Raw genomic sequence first — 22,168 nt, 5'->3', positions numbered from 1 at the left:
ACTGAGAGTTGGCTCGTAACTGGTCAAAAACCACAAAAGGCCTGGAGAAAGTTTATCATCTCCAGGCCTTTTCATTACACTTTTCTGCCTGCATCAACAAGGCATAACGTAACTGGTCACAGGATTTGTAACTCTGTGTTTTTATCTACCTTATCCCTGTAAATGATCAGGAGTGCCGTAGATTCGTACAGGCGTGACTGAAAACTGAAAACTCAACACTTAATTGCCTTCTTTCCCTCGTCCGTGATACCATATTTACAGCGAACAGGACTGTCTACCAGACCTTTCTTTTTCAGGGCCGTAATTTTACTGGTCACAACCTTTTTTTCAAGTCCTGTGGCAGCAACGATATCCTTATTCCCGCAGGGACCATCACATTTTGCCAGAGCCTCAAGAACCTGCTTGTGTTCACTGCTTAATTCCTTTGACTTGGCGGAACATCCACATCCACTCATTTTTCCTTCTCCTTTTTTTCCTGTTTTTTCTGACAGGCCGGACAGATACCCACAATTTCCAGCCTGTAACCTGAAACACGGTAACCTTTCACAGCCTTGATTTCCCTGGCATGCAACCCCTGACGGTCAATATCCAGGTTATCAACCCGGTGACAGATTGCACAATAAATATGATCATGCTCTGAGACATCATAATCAAATCGCTTCTGCCGGCCACTGATTTCCAGTTTTCCGATCAATCCTGCCTCGGAGAGAATTTCCAGGTTCCGATAAACGGTTGCCAGGCTGATCCTCGGCATATCCTTTTTCACCCTGTCATACAACTCATCAGCGGTCAGGTGCTGTCTGCTTTTTTTCAGCTCGCTGAGAATAATCTCCCGCTGATTTGTCATTCGAAGTTGCATAGGGCTCCTGTTGTTAGTAACTATTATCATATGTAATTAATTATCGTTTCTGTGTCAAGTCTGTTTTTTATAAAGAAAACCTTGAAAATTATTCTTTTCGCCTGTCGAGGGGTATGGTAACCATAGTTCGATAAATGCAGGCCGGACTAAAAAAAAGTTCAGCTGCAAGAAGCAAATGAAAATCCCAACAGCGACAAAACACCTTCCATGGTGGAATTTTAAGATAAAACTTCAGAACTCAAATTCCATGGACCGTTTTAAAAGAACCAGACAGTTACTCGGCAATGAGAAATTCCAATTACTCCAGTCAAAAAGAGTGACCATAGTCGGTCTTGGAGCCGTTGGAGGATATGCCCTGGAAGGACTTATTCGGGCCGGGATAAGTAATCTGCGTCTTGTCGATTTTGATACAGTGCAACCCAGTAATATAAACAGACAGATTCTTGCCCTGGAAAATACCCTGGGAAAACCAAAGGTTGAGGCAGCCAGAGAGAGAGGGTTGACCATCAATCCCCATTGCCGAATAGAATCTCAACAGCTTTTTGCAGGAGAAGAAACTCTCGAAAAAATCCTTTCCCCACCTCCGGATCTGTTAATTGATGCCATTGATTCTCTCAATCCAAAGAGTCAACTCCTGTCGGCATCCTTTCACCTTGAAATCCCCACAATCAGCTCCATGGGCGCAGCCCTTCGCACTGACCCTTTGCTCATCAGGACAGGTGATCTTTTTGATACTACCGGCTGCCCTCTAGCAAAACACTTACGTAAACGGCTGAGAAAAAGAAATATCACCCACGGCATACGCGTTGTTTATTCAACGGAGAAGATCAACTTCGATTATAAAAAAGCACAGGAAAATACAAAGGAAAAAATTATCGGAGAAACTCCTTTTGCAGACAGAGGCAGAAAACGCAACAGTCTCGGGAGCCTTCCAACGATCACAGGAATTTTCGGTCTCATCATTGCCAATATGGCCATCCTGCAATTGAGCAGCAGAGGGGAGAACAATTGAAACGGATTTTTATTGCCGTCGATCTGCCGGACAATATCAGGAAAGGATTAACCGGGCTTGGCAGTTCACTGCCCCGGGCGCGAACGGTACCCACCGACCAGCTCCACCTTACCCTGAAGTTCATAGGCGAGGTTGAAGGAGGAAAGCTGCTGGATATAAAGGAGTGTCTCCAGGAAACAGCTCTGGAAAATAAAAGTTTTGCTCTCCGTCTCAAGGGAGTTGGCGTTTTTCCACCCCGTTCCACCCCCGTGTTCTCTGGGCAGGAGTGAGGCCGAAGGAGCCACTTACTCTTTTACGCAAACGAATAGAAAATACTCTTAAAATAATCGGTATCCGGGGAGAAAACCGAAAATATTCTCCTCATATCACCCTGGCCAGGCTGAAAAACTGCCCGATCCGACACCTGCAGCAATTTCTTGTGACTAACAGTTTTCTTGAAAGCCCAGAGTTTTATGTAAACGGATTCAGTCTCTATTCCAGCAGACTTACCACAAAAGGAGCCATTCATTCCCTGCTGGAACGATATGATTTTATGGTGTCACATTAACCTTAATCTCAAAAACCGTCAGCAAGTTCGACTCCCTGGGCAATAGCCCTTTTGGCATCAAGCTCACCGGCTTTCAGGGCCCCACCGATGAGATGATACGCAATACCGACCTTATCCAGATCTTCCGCCAGGGACAGCTCCGACAACTGTCCGGCGCAGATAACCACATCGTCCACCTTCAGAACCTTTTTTTCACCATCCTGACGGATATGAAATCCATCATTATCGATAAACAGATACTCTACTCCGTTCAACATCTTTACACCGGATTTTTTAAGCACTGTTCGATGTATCCAACCCGTGGTCTTGCCAAGACCCGCACCAGGCTTGGTCTTCTTTCTCTGTAACAGGAAAATCTCCCTGTCGGCGGGGACAAATCCAGGTTTCATCAAACCTCCGGCATCTCGGTATTCCCTGTCTACACCCCACAGAGCCATAAAAGAATCTACCGATTCCGCCACATTTTCCCTGTGAAGCAGAAACTCCGCCATATCAAAGCCGATTCCACCGGCACCGATTATAGCCACTCGCTCTCCGATCTTCTTTTCACCCAGTAGAACTTCGCTATAAACTGAAATTTTTATTTTACCCTCACTCTCCAACTCAATTTTCCTGGGAACTACACCTGTACTGAGAACAATTTCATCAAACCCCTGCAGGTCTGCCGTAACCGCCCTGTGATTCAACCGTACATCCACTCTATTGAGCTCCAACTGGTGATCGAAGTAGCGCAGGGTTTCTTCAAATTCATCTTTCCCGGGTATCCTGCGTGCAAGGCGAAACTGCCCGCCAATTTCATTATTTGCCTCAAAAAGTGTTACCCTGTGTCCTCTTGCAGCAGCAACTGTTGCGCATGCCAGTCCAGCTGGACCTCCACCCACCACGGCCACACGTTTTTGGGATAAACTTTTTACAAAGGGACGAACCATCTCATGACAGGCTCGGGGATTAACGAGACAGGTGGCAGTTTTGCGAGAAAAAATATGATCCAGACAAGCCTGATTACAGCCGATACATGTATTGATCTCTTTTTCTCTCCCCTCTTTTGCCTTGTTAACCCACTCAGGATCTGCCAGAAATGGTCTGGCCATACTGATCATATCAGCACATCCGCTCTCAAGAACCTGTTCGGCTACGGCAGGCATATTTATTCGATTGGTGGTTACCAGGGGTACTGATACCTCCCCCACGAGTCGCTTCGTCACCCAGGTAAACGCAGCTCTGGGTACCATGGTGGCGATTGTCGGTACTCTAGCCTCGTGCCAGCCAATCCCCGTATTAATGATTGTAGCCCCTGCCTCCTCTACTCCCCTGGCCAGATGGACAATTTCCTGCCAGGTTGAGCCGTCTTTGACCAGATCAAGCATGGAAAGACGGTAAATTATAATAAAATTAGTGCCGAGCGCCTCCCTGATTCCTTTTACAATTGCCAGGGGAAAACGAATCCGCTTCTCAAAAGAACCACCCCATTCATCATCACGCCGATTTGTTTTGCCTGCGATAAACTGGTTGATCAGGTAACCTTCCGAACCCATGATTTCAACACCGTCATACCCTGCCTTGCCAGCCAGTACCGCGCAATTAATGAAATCATCGATGGTTGACTTGACCCCCCGACTGCTCAGGGCTCTTGGTTTAAACCTGTTAATTGGTGCCCTGATAGACGTGGGAGCGACACAGAGGGGATGGTAACCATACCTGCCTGAATGGAGGATCTGCATACAGATTTTTCCCCCGTTTTGATGGACAGCATCTGTCACAAGGCGATGCTGTTTGACCTGAGATTCTTTTGAGAGCCTGATGGAAAACGGGGCAATCCACCCTGCCCGACTCGGAGCGACACCTCCGGTTACAATAAGACCGACTCCCCCGCTGCCCGGGCACTGAAATATGCTGCCATCCGTTCAAAACCATTTTTTCCTTCCTCCAGACCCGTATGCATGGAGCCCATTAAAATTCTGTTCTTCAACGTCGTAAAACCAAGATCAAGCGGTTTAAACAGGTATCTATATGTACTCATTGTATTCTCTTCTCCTTCAGGTTACTTTCAACCCGAATCCATGGTAACTGCATCATTGAAACATCCAGCATCTTTCCTTTTCAGAAAAGATAGCTTATATTTATCTTAACGTAAACGATAACTTCATATCAAGAGGACTGAATGACAATGGACTACCAGGGAAATATTTTCAGACCACCCAGCGAAGCCTACAGCATACTGTTACAGGTAACCACCGGCTGTTCTCACAACAAATGTACCTTCTGTCGAATGTATAAGGAAAGTCGATTTTCCATTAAAAACGACGATATCATCATGGCTGATATCGATTTTGCAGCACAGCACTGTCGTCACCAGAACAGACTGTTTCTCTGCGACGGAGACGCTCTGATCCTGCCCCAGAAAAGACTTGTAAAAATTCTTTCCGCTATCAGGGAAAAACTTCCCTGGGTCACCAGGGTCGGGGTTTATGCAAACACCAAATCCATTCGTAGAAAAAGCAGGGAAGAACTGGAAGAACTTCGAAACCTGGGGCTCGGTATTGCCTATATGGGGCTTGAGTCTGGAGATGATGTCACCCTGCAGGCCATCAACAAAGGTTCAGATTCTGCCAGAATGATTGAGATGGGAAAAAAAATCCGCAAAAGCGGTATCAAACTCTCCATCACTGTTCTTCTGGGCATTGCCCAGAAAATCCGATCCCGCATTCATGCTGAGGAAACCGGTCGGGTTCTGACGGCAATTGATCCCGAATATGTGGGAGCACTCAGCCTTATGCTTACACCGGAAACACCACTGTACAATAGCTGGCAAAAGGGAGAATTTTATCTCTTGAATGCTGCTGAAATGCTGGAAGAACTCTTTATCATGCTTGACAACACTGAGCTCTCAGACGGTTATTTTCACGCCAATCATGCTTCAAATTATCTGCCGATCAAAGCAAAACTGCCGGCTGACAAAGCTGCAACCATGGAGTTGATCAGCAGGGCTCTCCAGGGAAAAATCAACCTGAAACCTGAAGCGATGCGGGGTCTCTGACAGTCAGGCAGAGTCAGATCCATATAAACGGTGCAGTCAATTCAGACAGCAGCTCTTTACTGCAATACACAGTAAAGAGCTGCACCTGTTTTTCTCGTATGGTGGCCTTAAAACTTATAATTCAATCCCGCTGTAATCAAAATAGCAGAGGCATTGGTAAATTCACCATAGACCCTGTCAGTTGGTGTCACCTTAACGGTCCTGGTTTTCTTGTAGTCATAAAGGAAACCAAGACCCACTTCCAGTTTCTCATTGATCTTATACTGGGCTCCCAGGGAATAGAGGAAAGCATCGGAATCCGGTAATTCAAAGGAAACGGTCTCAGTAGGAACAGGATTGTTATCAAAGGCAAAACCACCCATCAGAGTCAGGGAATCATTGAGTGCATAGGTCAGCCCGATACGGAAGGCGTCGGAATCATCCCAGTTCTTTTCGACCGGTGGCTCGAAAGGATTACCCGGTACCGTCGGAGAAAAATTGAAATCAAGCTTATCGTATTCTGACCAGAATGTTCTGTCCCACCCCAGTTCCACATTCAGATTTTCAAGAACATCATAGGCAACTGCCAGGGTAAATACAGCGGGCGCGGGAACGGAAACATCGGTACTCAGGGTCAACTTCGTCCCCATGAGATTCAGTCTGGCATTGTCTTCAAAATCCAGGTCCACATGGGAACGATAGGTGGCGGAAATATTTAAAGGCTCTATCGGTTTAACAGCTGCTGCAACATTCCACCCCCACTCTACAGTACTGTCGTCCATGTCTCTGGACAGGGGAACCCCAAGGCCTGAAGCATCGCTTTTAACCGTGGCATCGGCATAGAGCATCCGAGGCCCGGCTGCTATTGAAAACATATCACCTATCTTATAGGAAACCGTCGGATTGACTTCAATAACAGTCAGTGAAAACTCCTCGGCTACAGCTTTCGCGTAAGGGTCTTTCCATTGCTTTGAAAGACCGTAAGGAGCAACCACTGCAAAACCAAAGCGAAAACCACCGAACAGTGGAGAAACTGCAAAACCGGTGGGCACAAAGAAGTTTTCCGACTCGGAACTTGAATTAAAAGCGGGATTACGCGCGTCTTCATAGTCAATTTCAGAAAGGTAGATGTATGTTGCATCAACCTCCAAATACCAGGTATCATCCATCCAGGACATATTGGCGGGATTATAATAGGAAGCGTCAGCCCGCGAAGCTGATGCAACGTTTGCACCTGCTTTTGCCGTTGAATCAACGGACTGCTCAGGTATTCTCCAGCCGGACGCTAATGCCGAACCTGCCGCAAAAATGGACGCCAACGCTAACACAGATATCCTTTTTTTCATGCTCATCTCCCCTCTGTCTATTTCATTCTCATGTCTGCCATGATCCGGCAGACGCTCCATAGCAATCACAGCGAATCTAACCTTTACGTTCAAGTCAATACGAAGAATGCAATTATCTTTTCAATTATCTTTGTGTAATCCATAAACGCAATGAATGTCAACCTTAAAACGAAGAAACATGTTTTCTGCTGTCACTCTTAAAAACCTGACTACGAATAAAACTCACCATGATACAATTGTCACATCTCAAGGTTAGCCAAGTTTCATGGTGATAAAAAAAAATTACCCCAGCTTTTCTATCTCTTTCAGGATCTCTCCTGTCATCTCGACCGCTCCGCTGCGATCCCGAACCACAAAGGTCACCAAGGCATCCGCCACAAGTTCCTCAGTTTCCTTATATACTATTTCCTGCTTTAACACTGCACTTTTGTTACCAATTTTTTCAAGACGTGAAATCACTGCGAGTGTTGCACCAACCGGGGCAGCACTGCGATAATTGACATTGATATTTACAACAAGAAAAATCAACCCTTTTTCTGCCCACTTCTGCAGATCGATGGATGATTCAAGGCGAGCCCACCTGTCTTCTTCAAAGAATTCGAGATATCGGGCGTTATTCACATGTCCATAAAAATCACAGTGATATCCCCTGACTTTTATTTCAGTTAAAGCTTTCATTGAAACTGTCCCCCTTATGCACTTTTACCAAAGCAGCGCAGAAAATCCTGCAGCGCACCAGGATTATTTGATTTTATCACGCCAGTCATGAAATCCTTCATACCTGGTCTATAATCTTCCCGCCAGATTTTCATAAAAAAGTCGGGACTGGTTTTGCAGACACAATCCGCATTTTCAACCGTACGACCATCCTCCACAAGACAGGTATCGGGAGATAATTTCACCGTCTTTTTACACTCACCCAGGGAAAAATAGAAACTGACCGGCTCTGTCACAGTGCCCGGCACGAACAGTTCGGCCAGTTCCTGAAAAACTGATTCTATCATTTTGGCTGCTCCGACGTTTACAGGGACTCTATTTTCTCGGTCAACACCGGAACAAACTGTTTGAGATCGGCAACAACAAGGACATCAGCCACCTCTCCCACCGGGGCATCCTTATCGGTATTAACCGCAACAATAAATTCTGATTTTTTCATGCCGGCAAGGTGCTGAATGGCACCGGAAATACCACAGGCAACATACAGCTTGGGAGCGACAGTCTGCCCGGTCGTACCTACCTGTCTGTTATGTTCCACCCATTCGGAGTCAACAACAGGTCTGGACGCCCCATATTCACCACCAAGAGCCCTGGCAAGACCAGCTATCATTTCTACATTCTCGGGCTTGCCTATTCCACGACCAGCGCTGACAATTACAGAAGCTTTGGCCAGATCGACCCCACCGCTTTCAGCCTGTTCGTACCCGGTGAAAGTCGTCCTTCCGGCAGCGTCAACAGAAATTTTCTCCACGGTAGGTGTACCGGATGGCTCTTCCTGCAAGCCAAAAGCGCCCGCCTGAAGAGTGACTACGGCCTGATCTGTTTTTATTTTCACCTCACGCCTCAATTTGCTGTTGCAGACAGGAATCACAGGTACACCGTCCGAAACATCAACCACCTCGGAAACCTGCGAAGCTCCCAAGGCAAAAGCCACACGTGGAGCAAGATCCCAACCATAGGAAGAATGGCTGAAAACTACCATGTCAGGCTGCTCTTTGTTTACGATATCAACGATGAGCTTCTTATGAAGATCGGGATTGTATTCACCACAGGCAGAACTGTCAGCCAGATAGAGTTTTTCGTCACAGGTCGGTAAATGTTCTTCGCTGCCGACCAGGAAAAACACACTTTCTCCACCCATTTCTCTGGAAAATGCCAGCAGTTCACTCCAACCCGCCAGCAATTGACCATCTCTGTACTCCGCTATAAGTAACAGTTTCATATCATTCCCCCTTATGCAAAAACACCTGTTTTCTCTTTCAAAATCTGAATCAACTGATCGGCAAGCTGGTCGACCTCACCCTCCAGCACAAGCCCACCACCTTTCTTTTCGGGGAAATACACCCTGGCAGTTTCCTGCCTCGCCTCAACCTTGAGCAGATCTTCAACAGGAATGGAAAGCAGTTCTTTTTTCTTGGCCTTCATGATATTGGGCAACGTGGGATAACGTGGAGTATTCAGGCCAAGCTGGCAGGTTAGCAGGGCGGGTGCAGACAGACCGACACAGGCCTTGACACCACCTTCAAGCTCTCGCTTGACATCGATTTTTCCATCCTCGTACACAAAGTCAACAATGGTGGAAACACTAGGCAGTCCCAGAAATTCAGCTACCAATATACCCACCTGTCCACTGCCTCGATCCTGGGACTGCATACCGGTAAAAATAAGATCAAAGCTTTTATCTTGAGCATATTCAGCGATAATGGAGGCAATCTGGTAGGGTTCCTTGGTGCTCACCTCGTCATCGAGAATATGGGCCCCACGATCACATCCCATGGCGAGGGCTTTTTTCATTGTTTCCTTGACCTGATCCCCGCCTATGCACAGCACGGTGAGATCGCTATCACCCACCTGCTCTTTCAACTGTACAGCCTGCTCTACAGCATACTCATCATATTCGTTCATTCTCCAGGCAAGATCGGCCCTGTCATACCAGGTCCCGCTGTCGTCGACTTTAAACTTGGATTCCATATCAGGAACCTGCTTTATACAGACAAGAATCTTCATTGTTTGCCTCCAATTCCGATTGTTTTTTGTAATTTAACAGTTATCTGAAAAATCCCTCTTTCGAGGATTGTATTGCTGTAGTCGGATTTTCATCAGCTTGTTGTACCCAAAGGGCATAAATACCCAAAGGGCATAAAATGGCTGAGCTATCTGGTCCAGCCATGCCGGTTTACGCCTGAATCCTTTCCGCCAGAATTTCGGCAATATCTCTGGGGGTTAACTGTTCTTCCACCTCTGCCCCTTTGACACCGTCCTCAAACATGGTCAGGCAGAAGGGACAGTTGGACAGCAGTATCTCTGCCCCGGTTTCCATAGCCATATTGACCCGCTTGATATTAATCCGCTCACCGATATTCTCCTCGGCCATTATCCGGCCACCTCCGGCACTGCAGCAAAATGCTTCTGCCCTGTTCTTCTTCATTTCAACCAGGCTGCCACCTGCGGCACGGATGAGTGAACGAGGCGCGTCATAAATATCGTTGTGTCGCCCCAGGTAACAGGAATCATGGTAGGTACAGGAGAGGTTTTCGGAATGAATCTTCAGCCTGCCAGACTGAATCAATTCCTCAAGAAAAACCGTGTATGTTACCACCTCAACCTCAAGACCGAGATCACGATAATCTTTTTCAAGCGTGTTATAGCAGTGGGGGCAGGTTGTGACTATTTTCTTTATATCATAGAAGTTTATCAGTTCAATATTTTCCATGGCCAGGGTCTGGTACAGGTACTCATTACCCATCTTGCGCATGGGTTCGCCACAGCATTTTTCTTCCTTACCGAGTATGCCGAGCCTGACTCCCGCCGCCTGACACAGTTTCACAAAACTTTTGGCAACGGCAATATTTCTCTTATCAAAGGAACCGTAGCAACCGACAAAATAGAGGACATCGATTTCCTTATCCTCGGCCAGCACGTGCACACCCAGCTCTTCCGCCCATTCGCCTCGTTCCGCATAACCGATTCCCAGGGGATTGCCGTTGACTTCGGTGGCTTCCATTGCTGTCATTACCTCATCACCAGGAAATTCCCCTTCCATCAGGACCATACTCCGCCTGAGGTCTACGATTTTGCTTATATGTTCAATGGATGCAGGACAGATCTCCTGGCAGGCCCGGCACGTGGTACAGGCCCAGAGCACATCCTTACCGATCAGTTCAATCAGGTTTACATCCGGATCATTGAAAGCGGCATCTCCAATCTGGTTGACCAGCTTCATGGGCGATAACGGTTTTCCGGTATTGTAAGCAGGACAGCGATCCTGACAGCGCTTGCAGAGAGTGCAGGCATCACTGTCGAAGATATCCTTCCATGTCAGTTCCTTCAGGTTGGTCGCCCCGAATGTTTCAGCATCCTCATCTTCCAGGTCAAGATTGACCAGTTTTCCTTTTGGTCCCAGATCCTCGAAAAAATAATTGGCACTGGTGGTAATGATATGACGGAATTTAGTGGAGGGAATTAAAATAAAGAAAGCCATCACCAGAAGAAGATGAAACCACCAGGTCCCCTTGTGCAGGAGAAGAAGGGTCGGCTCTCCCAGGCCGGACAGGAGCGAGGCAACCCCCAGCCCTACCGGTGACCAGCTGGCAAGTGGAGTACCCATTTCAGTTACAGCCATCCGGGCCCCTTCGATCACAAAACCGGTAAGAAGAATGGCAAGAAGCAGTCCGTGCATGACAGCATCGTCTTTTTTCGTCTCCAACCCTTCGGGAGGAAAAAAATAACGCCTGACAAGCAACCCCGCCAGCATGACAATACAGACAAGACCTGCCAGATCAAGAACAATGGAGAAAAGTTTGTAAAATGTACCTGTCAGGAATTTCACATCAAAAAGCAGATCTGTAAAATCAGCCTGGACAACAATAAGGCAGGTTCCAATGAAAAGCAGACCGAATCCCCAGAAGAACATGCCATGCAACAGACCCGGCCACCTCACCCGGATAACTTTCTGCTGGAACAGTATTTTCGTGATCATTCCCTGGATCCGGTCCGCAGTACGATCGGTTCGCTCCAGCGGCAACCCCTGTTTATACACGGCAATGCGTTGTAGAAACAGCTTGATCAGCACAAAAAACGCCCCAAGGGTCAGAAGATACATGGGCAGCAGCGTCCAGACCCCATGCCCCACATTCCAGTAAATTTCACGTGTAAATTCCATTGTTTTCTCCAGTTACTGTTACAAATTGCCTGAATAACTCTTCCGGCAGCATATCATGAATCCACAAAATATAAAAAGGTTTATAAATAATGTTTACGTAAAGGTCAAGAATATTTGCATCCTTTTTACCAGATCAGGCAATCAACTAAAAAAACAGTTTAATTGAAATTACTTTTCAATTGACAGCACCCCGGCTCTCATGATATTTTGCAAAGAACATATTACGTAAAGGTAAACTAATTAATCGATTTGAATGACTGCCCACCAGTCCGTTGAAATACAGGAACAGAACATGAGCCCCACAGAAGACAAACCGGTCCAGATCGGAGCACTGGCAAAAAGCCTTGGCATTACCACCCGTACGATTCGTTACTATGAAGAAATTGGACTTATGGGCAAAACTGACCGGCTGGGGGGGGAACCAGGAGCTATAACAGGGATGATATTCTCCGTCTCAAGTTTATCCTGAAACTGAAAAACCTGGGTATTTCCTTAAAAGAAATCCAGGAACTCTCTGATATTTTTGATATTAACGAGAAAAATTTTACAACAATCACCCCGAAACTCATTGAAATACTGGACAGTCACATCTCCCGTGTGGACGAAAAAATGGCAAGTCTCTCCTCTCTGCGAAAGGATATAGTAGAATACAGAATCCGAATCACCGATTATCTTGCAACGGCAGGTAAAAACTGATGAGGTAAAATGAGAAGGCTGGTTCTCCCGAGCTATGTTATAGAACATGCTCAACTATAAAACGCAGTCATGATGCTGCAAAAAAAGGAGAACCAGCCATGAACAGTATAACAATTGGAATGGATTTAGGCGATAAAACAAATTTTGTTTGTATTGTGGGTGACAGAGGTACCATCCTGCTGAGTAAATCTATAGACAACAATGTAGAATCCATAAGAAAATTTTTTAGGAAATATAAAAGAACTACGGTCGCTATTGAAGCGGGAACTCATTCCCCATGGATGAGTAGACTCCTGAGCTCCATGGGCTGTAATGTTTTAGTGGGGAACCCAAGAAAACTACGTGCAATATGGGAGAGTGATTGTAAGACAGATCAGCGAGATGCTGAAATGCTTGCAAGGATAGCACGATTCGATCCCAATTTGCTTTATCCGATACAACATAAAGGTGAACAGGTACAAGCGGATCTTGCACTATTGCACTCAAGAGATTTATTGGTGAGAACCCGCTCTAGTCAGATTAATCATGTTCGTGGCATTGTAAAATCCTTTGGTGAGCGGTTACCAAGTTGTAGCACAGAATGTTTTCATAAAAAGGCTATATCCCATATTCCTCAACAGTTGCAGCTTGGCCTTGGACCTGTACTGATACTCATTGCACAGCTTAACGAACAAATTAAAGCTTTGGATAAAGAAATCGAGAGTATCAGCAGTGAGCGGTATCCTGAGACAGAGTTGCTCAGGCGAGTGAAAGGAGTCGGTCCTATAACAGCTCTGGCATTTGTGTTGACGGTTGAAGATCCTGGTAGATTTGGAAAAAGCAGACAGATTGGCCCATATCTCGGGCTGACACCTCGTCGCGATCAATCTGGAGAGACAGATAAACAGCTTCGAATAACCAAAGCTGGCAGTCCGTTTTTACGAAAGCTATTGATAAATTCGGCGCAATATATTCTTGGCCCATTTGGAGAGGACTGTAACCTGCAACGTTTTGGTTTACGTCTGGCATCTAGAGGCGGGAAAAATGCAAGACGTAAAGCTGTAGTGGCAGTGGGAAGGAAATTAGCAATACTCCTACATCGTCTGTGGAAATATGGAGAAATATATGACCCGGTTTACAAACGTAACGTTTTATCAAGAAGAAAGGCAGCATGAGTTACATAGTCTCACTGCACCTGTCAAGGACAATGTTCCCCAGGAACCGTAAGTACCCGGTAATACATACTGTGACACTTAAAATGAACTTGGTGAGTATATTTATAGAGGAACATTCTCCTTGACAGTTTTGTTCGTTATGTACAACCGGTAACTGTGAAAAGGGAAAAATGATTTTCCCTTTTTATCAGCAACGTAAAATGAGTGGAGACTTTCAAGTCATTTTGAAAATAAAGCCCTGAATAAAGAACGTCCCGTCCGGAAGACTGCGTGAATTTCTCTGGTCTGTCATATGCCAATGACAATTTTTAAGACCGATGATGAGGTGGCAGCTCCAGGACGGACCCTACAATGCACCGAACTTTTTGGCAGAGGTTCATAAATGAGTGCGAATGGAAGCATGACGTTTCAGGGATTATTTAAAAAATGGTTCGCCACGTCGAACTTATATCTTGACAAGCCTTCTCATGGAAGAAATGTGGGTTACACAATGTTCATGAAAACATCCGGACTACACCTGCTTTTGACTTCTGTCGAGCACCAGCTTGCCGACAATTGAAGCGGCAAGAATCAGTACCATCCCCAGGAGAACCTGCCCGGAAACGGCTTCTTTTTTTATTACTGCTACAAGAAACACCGCCAGAGGAGGGGTAAAATAGGATAGAAATCCGATTACCATCAGGTTCCCCCCGTTCATTGCCCTGTTCCACAGGAAAAACGAAAGTCCCAGAGGAACACATCCCAGATACACTGCAGAAAACAACCCTGCTGTAGACGGCACCTCATGGGGCATTGTCAGTATAAAAAGAACTGCAGACAGCAGGGCGGCATAAAGCGTAAAAGCCGTCATCGGCTCATGGTTTGTTTCTCTCTTCATTCGGGACAACCCAACCGAAAAACTCGACCATATCAATCCGCATAAAAGTGCAAGCAGGTAACCCTGCATATAGACAAGATCAAAACTCAACTCCTTTCCCGCCGCAATAACCATACCAGCCCCGCATAACCCGACAAAAGCGATGAGCAATATCGATAATTTCAACCGCCTGAAGATGAAAAAAGAAGAAAAAACAACAATCCAGAACGACCATGTTGTAGCCAGAATCGCACCTTCAGCCAGAGGAACAAGGTCCAGAGCCTGATAATAGACATAATGATAAAGAAATATCCCCCAAATACCCATAAGAGATACTCTCCAGCCGGGCAGATGAATCTTTGCACTTCTATTAATGAGAATATCCTGGATATACAGAAAGACGGTCGCACTGGCAAAACTGTAAAACATCAGTTCTTCGGTGGAGAACTCATCAAGACCGGAACCGGTGGCAACGGGCAGACTTGCCCAGCAGAATATCGCACCTATCGCATAAAAATAGTATTTCATTGTTTACTCCGCAACCAGTTCTCAAACCGGGAAATAATTCTCTTCCAGAGCATTACCCTGTTGCCCCTGATGCGAACCAGGGCAGACTGTCCGACCCTGAGACGATCCTTGAGCACCTCTGGCAATGCGATTTCCAACCTGAACCTGGGCCCGAAAAGTTCATACCGGTAGTACTGATTTTTCACCCCGTTGCCTACGACCCGGCGGCGGACATCCAGAGGGCCTCCAAAAACCGCGCCCAGCGCAGGATGAACCAGATCCGTTGTCGCTGTCGGTGAAACCTTTGCTAACACAGCAGTAAATTGACCAAATCCTGATTTTCTCATATCAACAGAAACCTCTTTGCCTAGAAGAGCACGAACTCGATCTATATCATCCTGGGAGCAACTTGCCACCAAATATTTCTGATCCTTGCTGACAACGTGGATAATTTCTCTGCCCGGGTAATATATGTCCCAAGAAGCGTACCAGGCTCCAGACCGGCAACAGTCCCGGTTCCAGATGCGTAAACCTGCAGACCATCAATATCTTTTTTCCGTTCATCCACCTCTCTGTCCAGAACAAGAAGCTGTTCCTCAAGAATCTGTACCTCGTTGACCTTGCCCCGACTCCGGGCAAGACGCGCTTGCATTTCCAATTTTTTATGTTTGAGTTGCAGTGATGCGTAGCGAAAACGTAATTCTCGGTTCTCCAGCACTGCAAGTAGCTGCCCCTTGTCTACCTGATCTCCATCCATTACTTTCATTTCATCTACAAAGCCATCCACTGTCGGCCTGACATCATACTGATGACGGTATTCAACAACAGCGGGAATCCTGACCTGGTCCTGCCAACCGATGTACCGGAGTCCAAAGCCAAGACAGGCAGCAGCAATAAACAGACGGACAAAAAAACGATAAAGAACAGCCGGATTCTGTTTATTATGATTCTGCAATCGTTTAACAAGTGATACCAGTGGCATTCCAACCCAGATAATTACAGCACCTGATGTAATAAATATACCGAAACCACCCGCCATACGGGATGCAATATAGCCAAGAGAGATGATAACCAGAATTCTCCAGATATAGACAGACACACCATAGAGTTTTATGAAGGCACCTAATAACCCTTTTTCCTGCAGTGGTTCTCTCCGGGCACCAAAAAAAATCCAGGAGGCAAGATTTTTTATAAAACCTATTCCCCGCCCATACAGATTAGGAATCGAAACCACATCCGACAAAACATAATACCCATCAAAACGCATCAGGGGATTGGCATTAAACAGCAGACTGCTTACCCCGGCAATCATCACCGTATTGTGAGCAATAAGTCCCGCTGTCGTCCCCGGAATCACCCCCCATATCAACAAAGCAATCCAGGCTATGCAGAGTTCGGCAAAAATCCCTGCAACAGCCACATGTATTCTCTGCCACTTTGAAGAAAAACTCCATGAAGAAGTGGCGTCAATATAAGTCAGAGGGATAAACAGAATAAAGAGTATACCAAAATCATACACCCGGCCACCGTAGCGACGACAGACAAGAGCATGAAAAAGTTCGTGAAGCAGTTTCAAGAAAAACCAGATCAACCAGATCAACAGCAGTTTTTCGGGTGAAAAAAAACCTATGACCTGATCCGTAAATTCAGACCATCTGGCAATAAGGATCCCGATTCCCAAAACGCCCAATACTGTCCATAAAAGAAAAAACATTCGACCAGTCAGCCAGGACAGCCGGGGGTAAACTCGATCAAGAAACAGATCGGGATTCAAAAGAGGTATTTTAAAGGATATCAGATTCAGCCTGTTGATTCTTTTTAGACGAGCGGATTCCTGTTCACGCTCAAGGGAAAAAGCCAGATGACCGCTGTCATCCTGCAATAACTGCCGATCCATCAGCCAATGCAGTATCGCCTGCCCCTGCTCAGAACTCAGGTGTATGCCACTCCTTTTTTCAACCATCTGCAGGAGTGTTTCAAAATCCGGGGAACAATTCAGGTTACTGAGAAACAGATATTCTTCGACTCCAATACGATAATAAGTGTTTCGAACAGGGTCCTCGAGGATATACCAGGATATTCCTTTTTCAATAATCGGGGTGAAACGAAGTCCGTTGCGCAACCTGGGCAGAGTAGGTAATTTTTCTGTTTCCAAACCGTTTACCAGAGAGAATCAATGAGCTGAAGAAATGTATACCATGGTTTTCTGAATACAATCCATGCCAGTGGTTTTTTCCCACCCTCGACATTCGCTTTGCCCTTCATCCCTGGTCGGAGCCTGTCGTCCAGATTATCAAATTCCAGTTCTACGAGAAAGACATTTCGATTATTGCGGATTTCAGCTTCGGGTTTGATCCGTTGCACCTCTCCCTGCCAGGCTTGATTCCTGAACGCCTCAAAGCGGATCTTTACCGACATTCCCCGACTGATATAGCCAATATTTTCCTCAGCCACACCCAATTCAACAATCATTTTGTTCAAAGGAGCGACCTCAAACAGAACCTTTCCCTTATTGACCGGACTGCCCTGTATTCTCATCATATCTCCGGCAAGAACAATACCATCGATGGGACTCGTGAGAACAAGATGGTGTTCCCTTTCCCTCAACAGATCAATCTGCTTCTCCAGTCGAAGCACTTCAAGTTGGGCAATCTGTGTTGCAGCCGTATCTCCTGTTGCCAGATGATGATCCCTTGTCTTCAGCGCTTTCTGTCGTTCTGCTTCAAGTGACCCCTTGAGAAGAGCCGTTTCTCTACCATCCAGTTTTGCCATGACCTGGCCCTGTTGCACCCTGTCCCCGGGCTGCACCAATGCCTGCTTTAAAATACCATCAAAACCGGCAACCACAAATCGCTTATAAACAGGGAGTACGGAACAGTTCGCGTGTATTCGAAAGGGAACGGGAAGGAGACTGAACAATCCAAGGAGAATCGCCATAACAGCAACCATGGCACCAGTTTTTAGTCTCCTGAGCCGGTTCAGTCTTATTATGCCGCCACTCATCCCTTTCCTGTTCTCCAGTGCCAAAAGAGCTGAAGCCAGTATCTGGCCGGAGGCCCGGATCGTGTCAGTAAAACGCATATCCTTTTTTTTCCCGTCCCAGAAAAAAACAACCGCCCCCCTCCGCACTCCTTCTCCGTTGACAAGAGCCAGACCACAAGCATGTTTTTGCGAAAAAACATGCAGCATTTCCTGAAAAACGGGATTACCCTCACCGGAATCGGTATCGACATGCTGATGAATTACACACTCGCTCAACCCCTTCATCAGGATACGTGACCGTTCTGTGCGTGAATCCACAGAAGTCACATCAGATAAAGATTTCAGTACTACCTGCCCTGAATCATTCAGAGAACCGACAGCTACCATATCGCACCCGGCCCAACTGCGCAGCTGTTCATTAAAATACAGATAGGCCTCTTTGCGGCCACGATGCCCGATAATACCGGCAACTGCGATTGTCAACTGCAGGAGCTTTTCGCCATCAACCCCTGTTATCGATTCCAGCTTATCAAGAAAAGAACTGAGAATAACCGCCAACAGCTGAATAACTGCAAGAAATGATTCTATCGGCTGCTTTCCAGGCAATATCACAAAAGAAAGACAACCACGGTACCTGTCTCTGCTGCCAACTGGACATGAAAGAAGATAAACAGCCCCATTCTCCTCAAGTGCGCGGGAGACAATCCTGCTGTTCTCCAGGGCATCCTGTCCGTTTTCATTGAGGATCCGACCAAGCTCAGGGGACCAGGAAAGAGCCTGCCGTGAAAACAATTCAACCGGTTCAATCGGGTTTTTCCGGGCAGCCGACTGATACATTCCTCCAGCCCCATTTATCAGGCCAATGGAAAGTTGCAAAAACTCGGCAACCAGCCCCCGCTCATCCCCCGCAATTGCAGGCAATGACAGAAACTGTTCAGACAGCTTGTGTATATCAGGAACAACAGCCGTTTTCCGGCTGCTATGGCTATATGAAGAATGCTCACTCAATGCAGGCTGTCCGGATTAATTTGCAGGACCACTCTTATTCTGTGCCAGAACAGAACCAAGTATTTCATACAGTCGTTTCGCACCATCCCGGGTCATGGCAATCCGGCTATGAACCGGCAGGATAGTGCCATTTCCGGATGGATCCGCCAGGGGGCCGGAAGAGAAACTAATTGTAACATCATCACTACTGGTGTTGAGAATAAACTGGGAAGCAAAAAGAGATGATGTCTCATTATATCTCACTGTTACCTGCTCATTGCTTTTTCCTGTGTTTTCCACTTGTTTTTTCATTTTTTTATTTTTCCGTTAAAAGTAAAGTAGCGAGTGTCCCACTGAACAGGCTGTTATCACCATTCGGGATGGTTACAACCACTTCCATTGTACCGCTCTGGGGATTAACAATGGGCGAAATGGAATCAACCTTACCTGTTATCTGGATAGAGTTTACTGCAACAACAACACTGGAGCCTCTCTTTAACTGTTCTACCTGTAGAGGAACAAGATGAAAACGGGCTTTCAATGGATGGAGCTGGGCAATACTCACCAGGTTCGGCTGATCCCCCCACCGGCCAGCTCCGCTTCCTGTTTATATACTTTGACAACAACTCCATTCACCGGACTGCGCAGTTTTTTTTCTTCTATCATGGCCCGGATTATCTGCACCTCCAGTTTTTTCGTTCGCCTTTCTTCCCGGGCACTTCTCAACCGCGCCTCAGCCATGCTCAGGTCGGTTTTTGCCTTAATCATTTCCTGAGGCCGCGCATTGCCCGTTTCCGCAAGTTTCTGTAACATTATGAACCTGTTCTTCTGCATGGAGACGCTGGCTTTGGCAGAGTCAACCAAACCATGAAAAGATGCCACCTCCTTTGCCAGGTCAAGCTTTGTTTTGAGTACACGGGAGTCCAATTCAACAAGAAGTTCACCTTTTTTAACCCTGTCGCCCTCCTTGACGTGAATAACATTGATCCGTTCCCGAAAAGGAGAAGCGATATTAACAACATGATTTGGCTCCAGGAAGGCATCACTCCCTTGCTGACCAGCCACACCGGTGACGGCGCCAGGTGGGGAAAAAATAACAAACAGAACAAAAAGACAGTTTATCTTACTGTTTTTTAACGAGAATTGCCGGCAATCCATCACTGTCCGAACCTTCTTCTTCAATACGTATATCATTCTTTTTAACCAGGACCCCATTGCTCTGTACAGGTTGTAGAGAGAGTAGTTGTAAGTCAACTCACTTTTAGTAAACAGTTCCTCCGATCTGGTTAACCGCTCCAATGCATCCATCAGACGATACAGTACGTCACCATAAGGGTCATTATTTGCCAGCAGGTAGTCAACGCGTGCGTACAATGCCTTAACCTCCTCATCGTCGGCAAGCATCATCTGGTAGGACTGCACCATGGAGCGATAGTTTTTTTCAACCTCACGGTGTGAGACCTGGACCTCAAGCAGTATATTCTGAACCGTAGTATCCAACTGATGCAACAACTGCCGAATCTCCAGTTTCTTCCGGGTATTTCTGGCAGCCGCACCATTATTCCCCAGTGAATACTGGAGTCGCAGGCCGGCAACATAGCTAGGCTCTCCCTCGTCAAACTGGTTGGAATATGCATCACCATACTGATAATCACCTTCAATACCCTTGGTGTACATCTGGAAAAACAGATCAAGATCCGGCCATAACTCATTTTCGGACTGGTTCAGCAGAAGATAGGCAGATTGGATATGTCTAACCGCCTGGCCAATCTCGGGACGAGAAGAAAGTGCCGCGTCCAGAGTATTATGGAAATCGATATCAAATCTTTCATGGGATGGCAGTTGACTGGTAACAATTTCCAAGCCATTCGCATTGAGCAGACCAGGATCATTGACCAGGGCCCGTATCCTGGACTGGGCATTCAACATTGCGTACTCCGCCTGCATGGCTCCGAGTTCGTGGGCATTGACCTGGGATCTTGCCCTGGCCAAAAGACTTGGCGGAACATCCACGGCTGTTCGACTTTTCATCTGGCCGTAGATTTCTCTGCTTTTTCTGGCCAGCCGTTCCTTCTGAACAAGAAGTGACCGCTCCAGGTAAAGACTCCAGTAGGCACGGGCTACTTCCAGGAGATGACTCTCCACATTGCGTCTCAATTCTTCTCCGGCAATTGAACTGTCAAGGTTTGCTAGGTCTATATAGGCTCGATTATAGCTGATACCAAACCGCTTGAGCAGCGGCTGGGTAATTGACAGGGAGGTTCCTGTCCTTGCCTGATCTTTCGGCTGAAAATAGATGGAATTTGTGTCCATATCGCCGATATTCTGCTTGAGTTCAACCTCTGTGCCAAACAGAAACTTCTTTCGTACTCCGTATTCCAGATTCTTTGAATTCTCTTTATAGCGCAGTTCCCCACCGGTTTTCAGGTCATCTCCAACCGGTTCATTAATATCACGCAGACTTGTCTCGGCAAAAATTCTGAAATCATACGGACCCTCAGCTTCCTGAACAGCCGTTTTCCGGATCAAGGGCAGGTCGCTGAACACTTTAATCTGTGATGAATATTTAACAGCCCGGGTAAAAAGGCCTGTGATGTCCATGGAAACCTCAGGAACCATCTTATTAATCTGTCCGTTTACTCTTGATCGCCACCAGGAGCTGTATTCTTTTGGAATGGCGCCCGGGTCAATAACCAGACCGGAGACAGATTTGCGGGAGAAAATACTGGAATAATTATCCTCCATCTGTTGCATTTGCTTGATAAGAGTGGAATACCTCTTAAATATCTTTGTCCTGAATGTATTGTAATCCTCGTTCCCTTTTTCTGACGAGTTAACCACAAAGCCAAAATCAGTCTGTTGTTTTTCAGCGGCTAAAGAAGCAGTAGAACACGTCAGTAGAATAATAACTGCTCCCCAAATAACCTTTCTTATTCTCATCTTTACCCTTTCCTTTGATACTTATCTCATTAATGACTATTATTTGCCGGTAATGTTGATGGTGAAAGAGTCTCATATTCAGCCGAACTGTTCCAGGTCACATCAGAAATGGACAGATTACTTCGGTGCATCGACTCCAATACATTCTCTGGCATGTAGGCAAAAACCGCCTCCACATCAAGGTGCACGCTTGAAAACACCATACTGGTATAATTGGGACTGAAATACGTCCGCATATTAAAAAATCCTTCACTGCTCGCATTATATGTTGATCGGGTCTGCGTGATTTCCATGTGGTGAGGCATATCAAAGAGCACTGTTCCCGGAAAACTTGCCAGCCAGTTCCCGGCAGTATCAGCCATAACTGACTGGTATCCAACCGGGTTT

General features: G+C 46.4%; 23 protein-coding genes and 1 pseudogene. 7 read left to right on the top strand and 17 right to left on the bottom strand.

The features are described 5' to 3' along the window. Positions 1–212: 212 nt before the first annotated feature. Both LO777_RS18980 and LO777_RS18975 read right to left on the bottom strand, forming a co-directional pair. Positions 213–455, bottom strand: a complete 243-nt coding sequence (locus LO777_RS18980) for a hypothetical protein (protein WP_228855387.1) — start codon at positions 453–455, stop codon at positions 213–215. Further along, complete coding sequence (locus tag LO777_RS18975) at positions 452–859, bottom strand: Fur family transcriptional regulator (protein WP_228855386.1); 408 nt, start codon at positions 857–859, stop codon at positions 452–454. The genes LO777_RS18980 and LO777_RS18975 overlap by 4 nt, the downstream gene beginning before the upstream one ends. Before the next feature lie 175 nt (positions 860–1,034). Here LO777_RS18975 and LO777_RS18970 point away from each other — a divergent pair, with 175 nt between their 5' ends. From LO777_RS18970 to LO777_RS18960, 3 genes are read left to right on the top strand one after another with little or no spacing between them, the layout of a single operon-like run. Beyond that, positions 1,035–1,871, top strand: coding sequence for a tRNA threonylcarbamoyladenosine dehydratase (locus LO777_RS18970; RefSeq protein ID WP_228855385.1), 837 nt, complete (start codon positions 1,035–1,037; stop codon positions 1,869–1,871). Then, a complete protein-coding gene (gene thpR / locus LO777_RS18965) occupies positions 1,868–2,140 on the top strand; it encodes an RNA 2',3'-cyclic phosphodiesterase (protein WP_228855384.1) in 273 nt (90 codons plus the stop codon). Before LO777_RS18970 ends, thpR begins: the two co-directional genes overlap by 4 nt. Then, positions 2,137–2,418, top strand: a complete 282-nt coding sequence (locus LO777_RS18960) for a 2'-5' RNA ligase family protein (protein WP_228855383.1) — start codon at positions 2,137–2,139, stop codon at positions 2,416–2,418. Before thpR ends, LO777_RS18960 begins: the two co-directional genes overlap by 4 nt. An 8-nt stretch (positions 2,419–2,426) precedes the next feature. Here the strand turns inward: LO777_RS18960 and LO777_RS21325 are convergent. After that, positions 2,427–4,438 (bottom strand): annotated as a pseudogene (locus LO777_RS21325) (FAD-dependent oxidoreductase). Positions 4,439–4,585: 147 nt separating this feature from the next. Between LO777_RS21325 and LO777_RS18950 the strand changes: the two are divergent. Continuing rightward, positions 4,586–5,455, top strand: coding sequence for a radical SAM protein (locus tag LO777_RS18950; RefSeq protein WP_228857418.1), 870 nt, complete (start codon positions 4,586–4,588; stop codon positions 5,453–5,455). Positions 5,456–5,562: 107 nt separating this feature from the next. On the opposite strand, the gene LO777_RS18945 is transcribed toward LO777_RS18950, so the two are convergent. From LO777_RS18945 to LO777_RS18920, 6 genes are all read right to left on the bottom strand, one after another. Further along, on the bottom strand, positions 5,563–6,780 hold the full coding sequence (locus tag LO777_RS18945) for an OmpP1/FadL family transporter (protein WP_228855382.1): 1,218 nt from the start codon (positions 6,778–6,780) through the stop codon (positions 5,563–5,565). Positions 6,781–7,062: 282 nt separating this feature from the next. Continuing rightward, positions 7,063–7,458 (bottom strand): acyl-CoA thioesterase, encoded by a 396-nt coding sequence (locus LO777_RS18940; RefSeq protein WP_228855381.1) that lies wholly within the window; start codon positions 7,456–7,458, stop codon positions 7,063–7,065. Positions 7,459–7,472: 14 nt separating this feature from the next. Continuing rightward, on the bottom strand, positions 7,473–7,784 hold the full coding sequence (locus LO777_RS18935) for a hypothetical protein (RefSeq protein ID WP_228855380.1): 312 nt from the start codon (positions 7,782–7,784) through the stop codon (positions 7,473–7,475). A gap of 17 nt (positions 7,785–7,801) precedes the next feature. Beyond that, positions 7,802–8,719 (bottom strand): electron transfer flavoprotein subunit alpha/FixB family protein, encoded by a 918-nt coding sequence (locus LO777_RS18930; protein WP_228855379.1) that lies wholly within the window; start codon positions 8,717–8,719, stop codon positions 7,802–7,804. An 11-nt stretch (positions 8,720–8,730) separates the two neighbouring features. Further along, positions 8,731–9,504 (bottom strand): electron transfer flavoprotein subunit beta/FixA family protein, encoded by a 774-nt coding sequence (locus LO777_RS18925; protein WP_228855378.1) that lies wholly within the window; start codon positions 9,502–9,504, stop codon positions 8,731–8,733. Between the two features lie 169 nt (positions 9,505–9,673). After that, on the bottom strand, positions 9,674–11,659 hold the full coding sequence (locus LO777_RS18920; RefSeq protein ID WP_228855377.1) for a heterodisulfide reductase-related iron-sulfur binding cluster: 1,986 nt from the start codon (positions 11,657–11,659) through the stop codon (positions 9,674–9,676). Between the two features lie 292 nt (positions 11,660–11,951). Here LO777_RS18920 and LO777_RS18915 point away from each other — a divergent pair, with 292 nt between their 5' ends. The 3 genes from LO777_RS18915 (at position 11,952) to LO777_RS18910 (ending at position 13,509) form a co-directional block, all read left to right on the top strand. Then, entirely contained in the window at positions 11,952–12,128 is a 177-nt protein-coding gene (locus LO777_RS18915; protein WP_228855376.1) for a MerR family DNA-binding transcriptional regulator, read from the top strand. Next, complete coding sequence (locus tag LO777_RS21320) at positions 12,104–12,355, top strand: MerR family DNA-binding protein (protein ID WP_407929169.1); 252 nt, start codon at positions 12,104–12,106, stop codon at positions 12,353–12,355. The genes LO777_RS18915 and LO777_RS21320 overlap by 25 nt, the downstream gene beginning before the upstream one ends. Positions 12,356–12,453: 98 nt before the next feature. Next, positions 12,454–13,509 carry an IS110 family RNA-guided transposase gene (locus LO777_RS18910; protein ID WP_228855375.1) on the top strand — a complete coding sequence of 352 codons (1,056 nt, stop codon included), beginning with the start codon at positions 12,454–12,456 and terminating at the stop codon, positions 13,507–13,509. A 511-nt stretch (positions 13,510–14,020) separates the two neighbouring features. On the opposite strand, the gene LO777_RS18905 is transcribed toward LO777_RS18910, so the two are convergent. Genes LO777_RS18905 through LO777_RS18865 form a run of 8 tightly spaced genes read right to left on the bottom strand, consistent with a single transcriptional unit; the run spans position 14,021 to position 22,143 of the window. Further along, the gene (locus LO777_RS18905) at positions 14,021–14,893 is read right to left on the bottom strand and encodes a DMT family transporter (RefSeq protein WP_228855374.1); all 873 of its coding nucleotides are present in this window, start codon (positions 14,891–14,893) and stop codon (positions 14,021–14,023) included. Then, positions 14,890–15,219 (bottom strand): hypothetical protein, encoded by a 330-nt coding sequence (locus LO777_RS18900; RefSeq protein ID WP_228855373.1) that lies wholly within the window; start codon positions 15,217–15,219, stop codon positions 14,890–14,892. Before LO777_RS18900 ends, LO777_RS18905 begins: the two co-directional genes overlap by 4 nt. Positions 15,220–15,260: 41 nt before the next feature. Beyond that, positions 15,261–17,027 carry a site-2 protease family protein gene (locus LO777_RS18895; RefSeq protein ID WP_228855372.1) on the bottom strand — a complete coding sequence of 589 codons (1,767 nt, stop codon included), beginning with the start codon at positions 17,025–17,027 and terminating at the stop codon, positions 15,261–15,263. A gap of 5 nt (positions 17,028–17,032) precedes the next feature. Further along, entirely contained in the window at positions 17,033–18,862 is a 1,830-nt protein-coding gene (locus tag LO777_RS18890; RefSeq protein ID WP_228855371.1) for an efflux RND transporter periplasmic adaptor subunit, read from the bottom strand. Positions 18,863–18,877: 15 nt separating this feature from the next. Beyond that, the gene (locus LO777_RS18885) at positions 18,878–19,153 is read right to left on the bottom strand and encodes a hypothetical protein (RefSeq protein WP_228855370.1); all 276 of its coding nucleotides are present in this window, start codon (positions 19,151–19,153) and stop codon (positions 18,878–18,880) included. Positions 19,154–19,157: 4 nt separating this feature from the next. Then, entirely contained in the window at positions 19,158–19,406 is a 249-nt protein-coding gene (locus LO777_RS18880; RefSeq protein WP_228855369.1) for an HlyD family efflux transporter periplasmic adaptor subunit, read from the bottom strand. Then, on the bottom strand, positions 19,403–21,781 hold the full coding sequence (locus LO777_RS20815; protein ID WP_329955626.1) for a TolC family protein: 2,379 nt from the start codon (positions 21,779–21,781) through the stop codon (positions 19,403–19,405). The genes LO777_RS18880 and LO777_RS20815 overlap by 4 nt, the downstream gene beginning before the upstream one ends. A gap of 29 nt (positions 21,782–21,810) precedes the next feature. Continuing rightward, complete coding sequence (locus LO777_RS18865) at positions 21,811–22,143, bottom strand: hypothetical protein (protein ID WP_228855368.1); 333 nt, start codon at positions 22,141–22,143, stop codon at positions 21,811–21,813. Positions 22,144–22,168: the final 25 nt, after the last annotated feature.

Source organism: Desulfomarina profundi (assembly GCF_019703855.1).
Lineage (GTDB): Bacteria > Desulfobacterota > Desulfobulbia > Desulfobulbales > Desulfocapsaceae > Desulfomarina > Desulfomarina profundi.
This window is presented reverse-complemented; position numbering and strand designations above follow the sequence as displayed.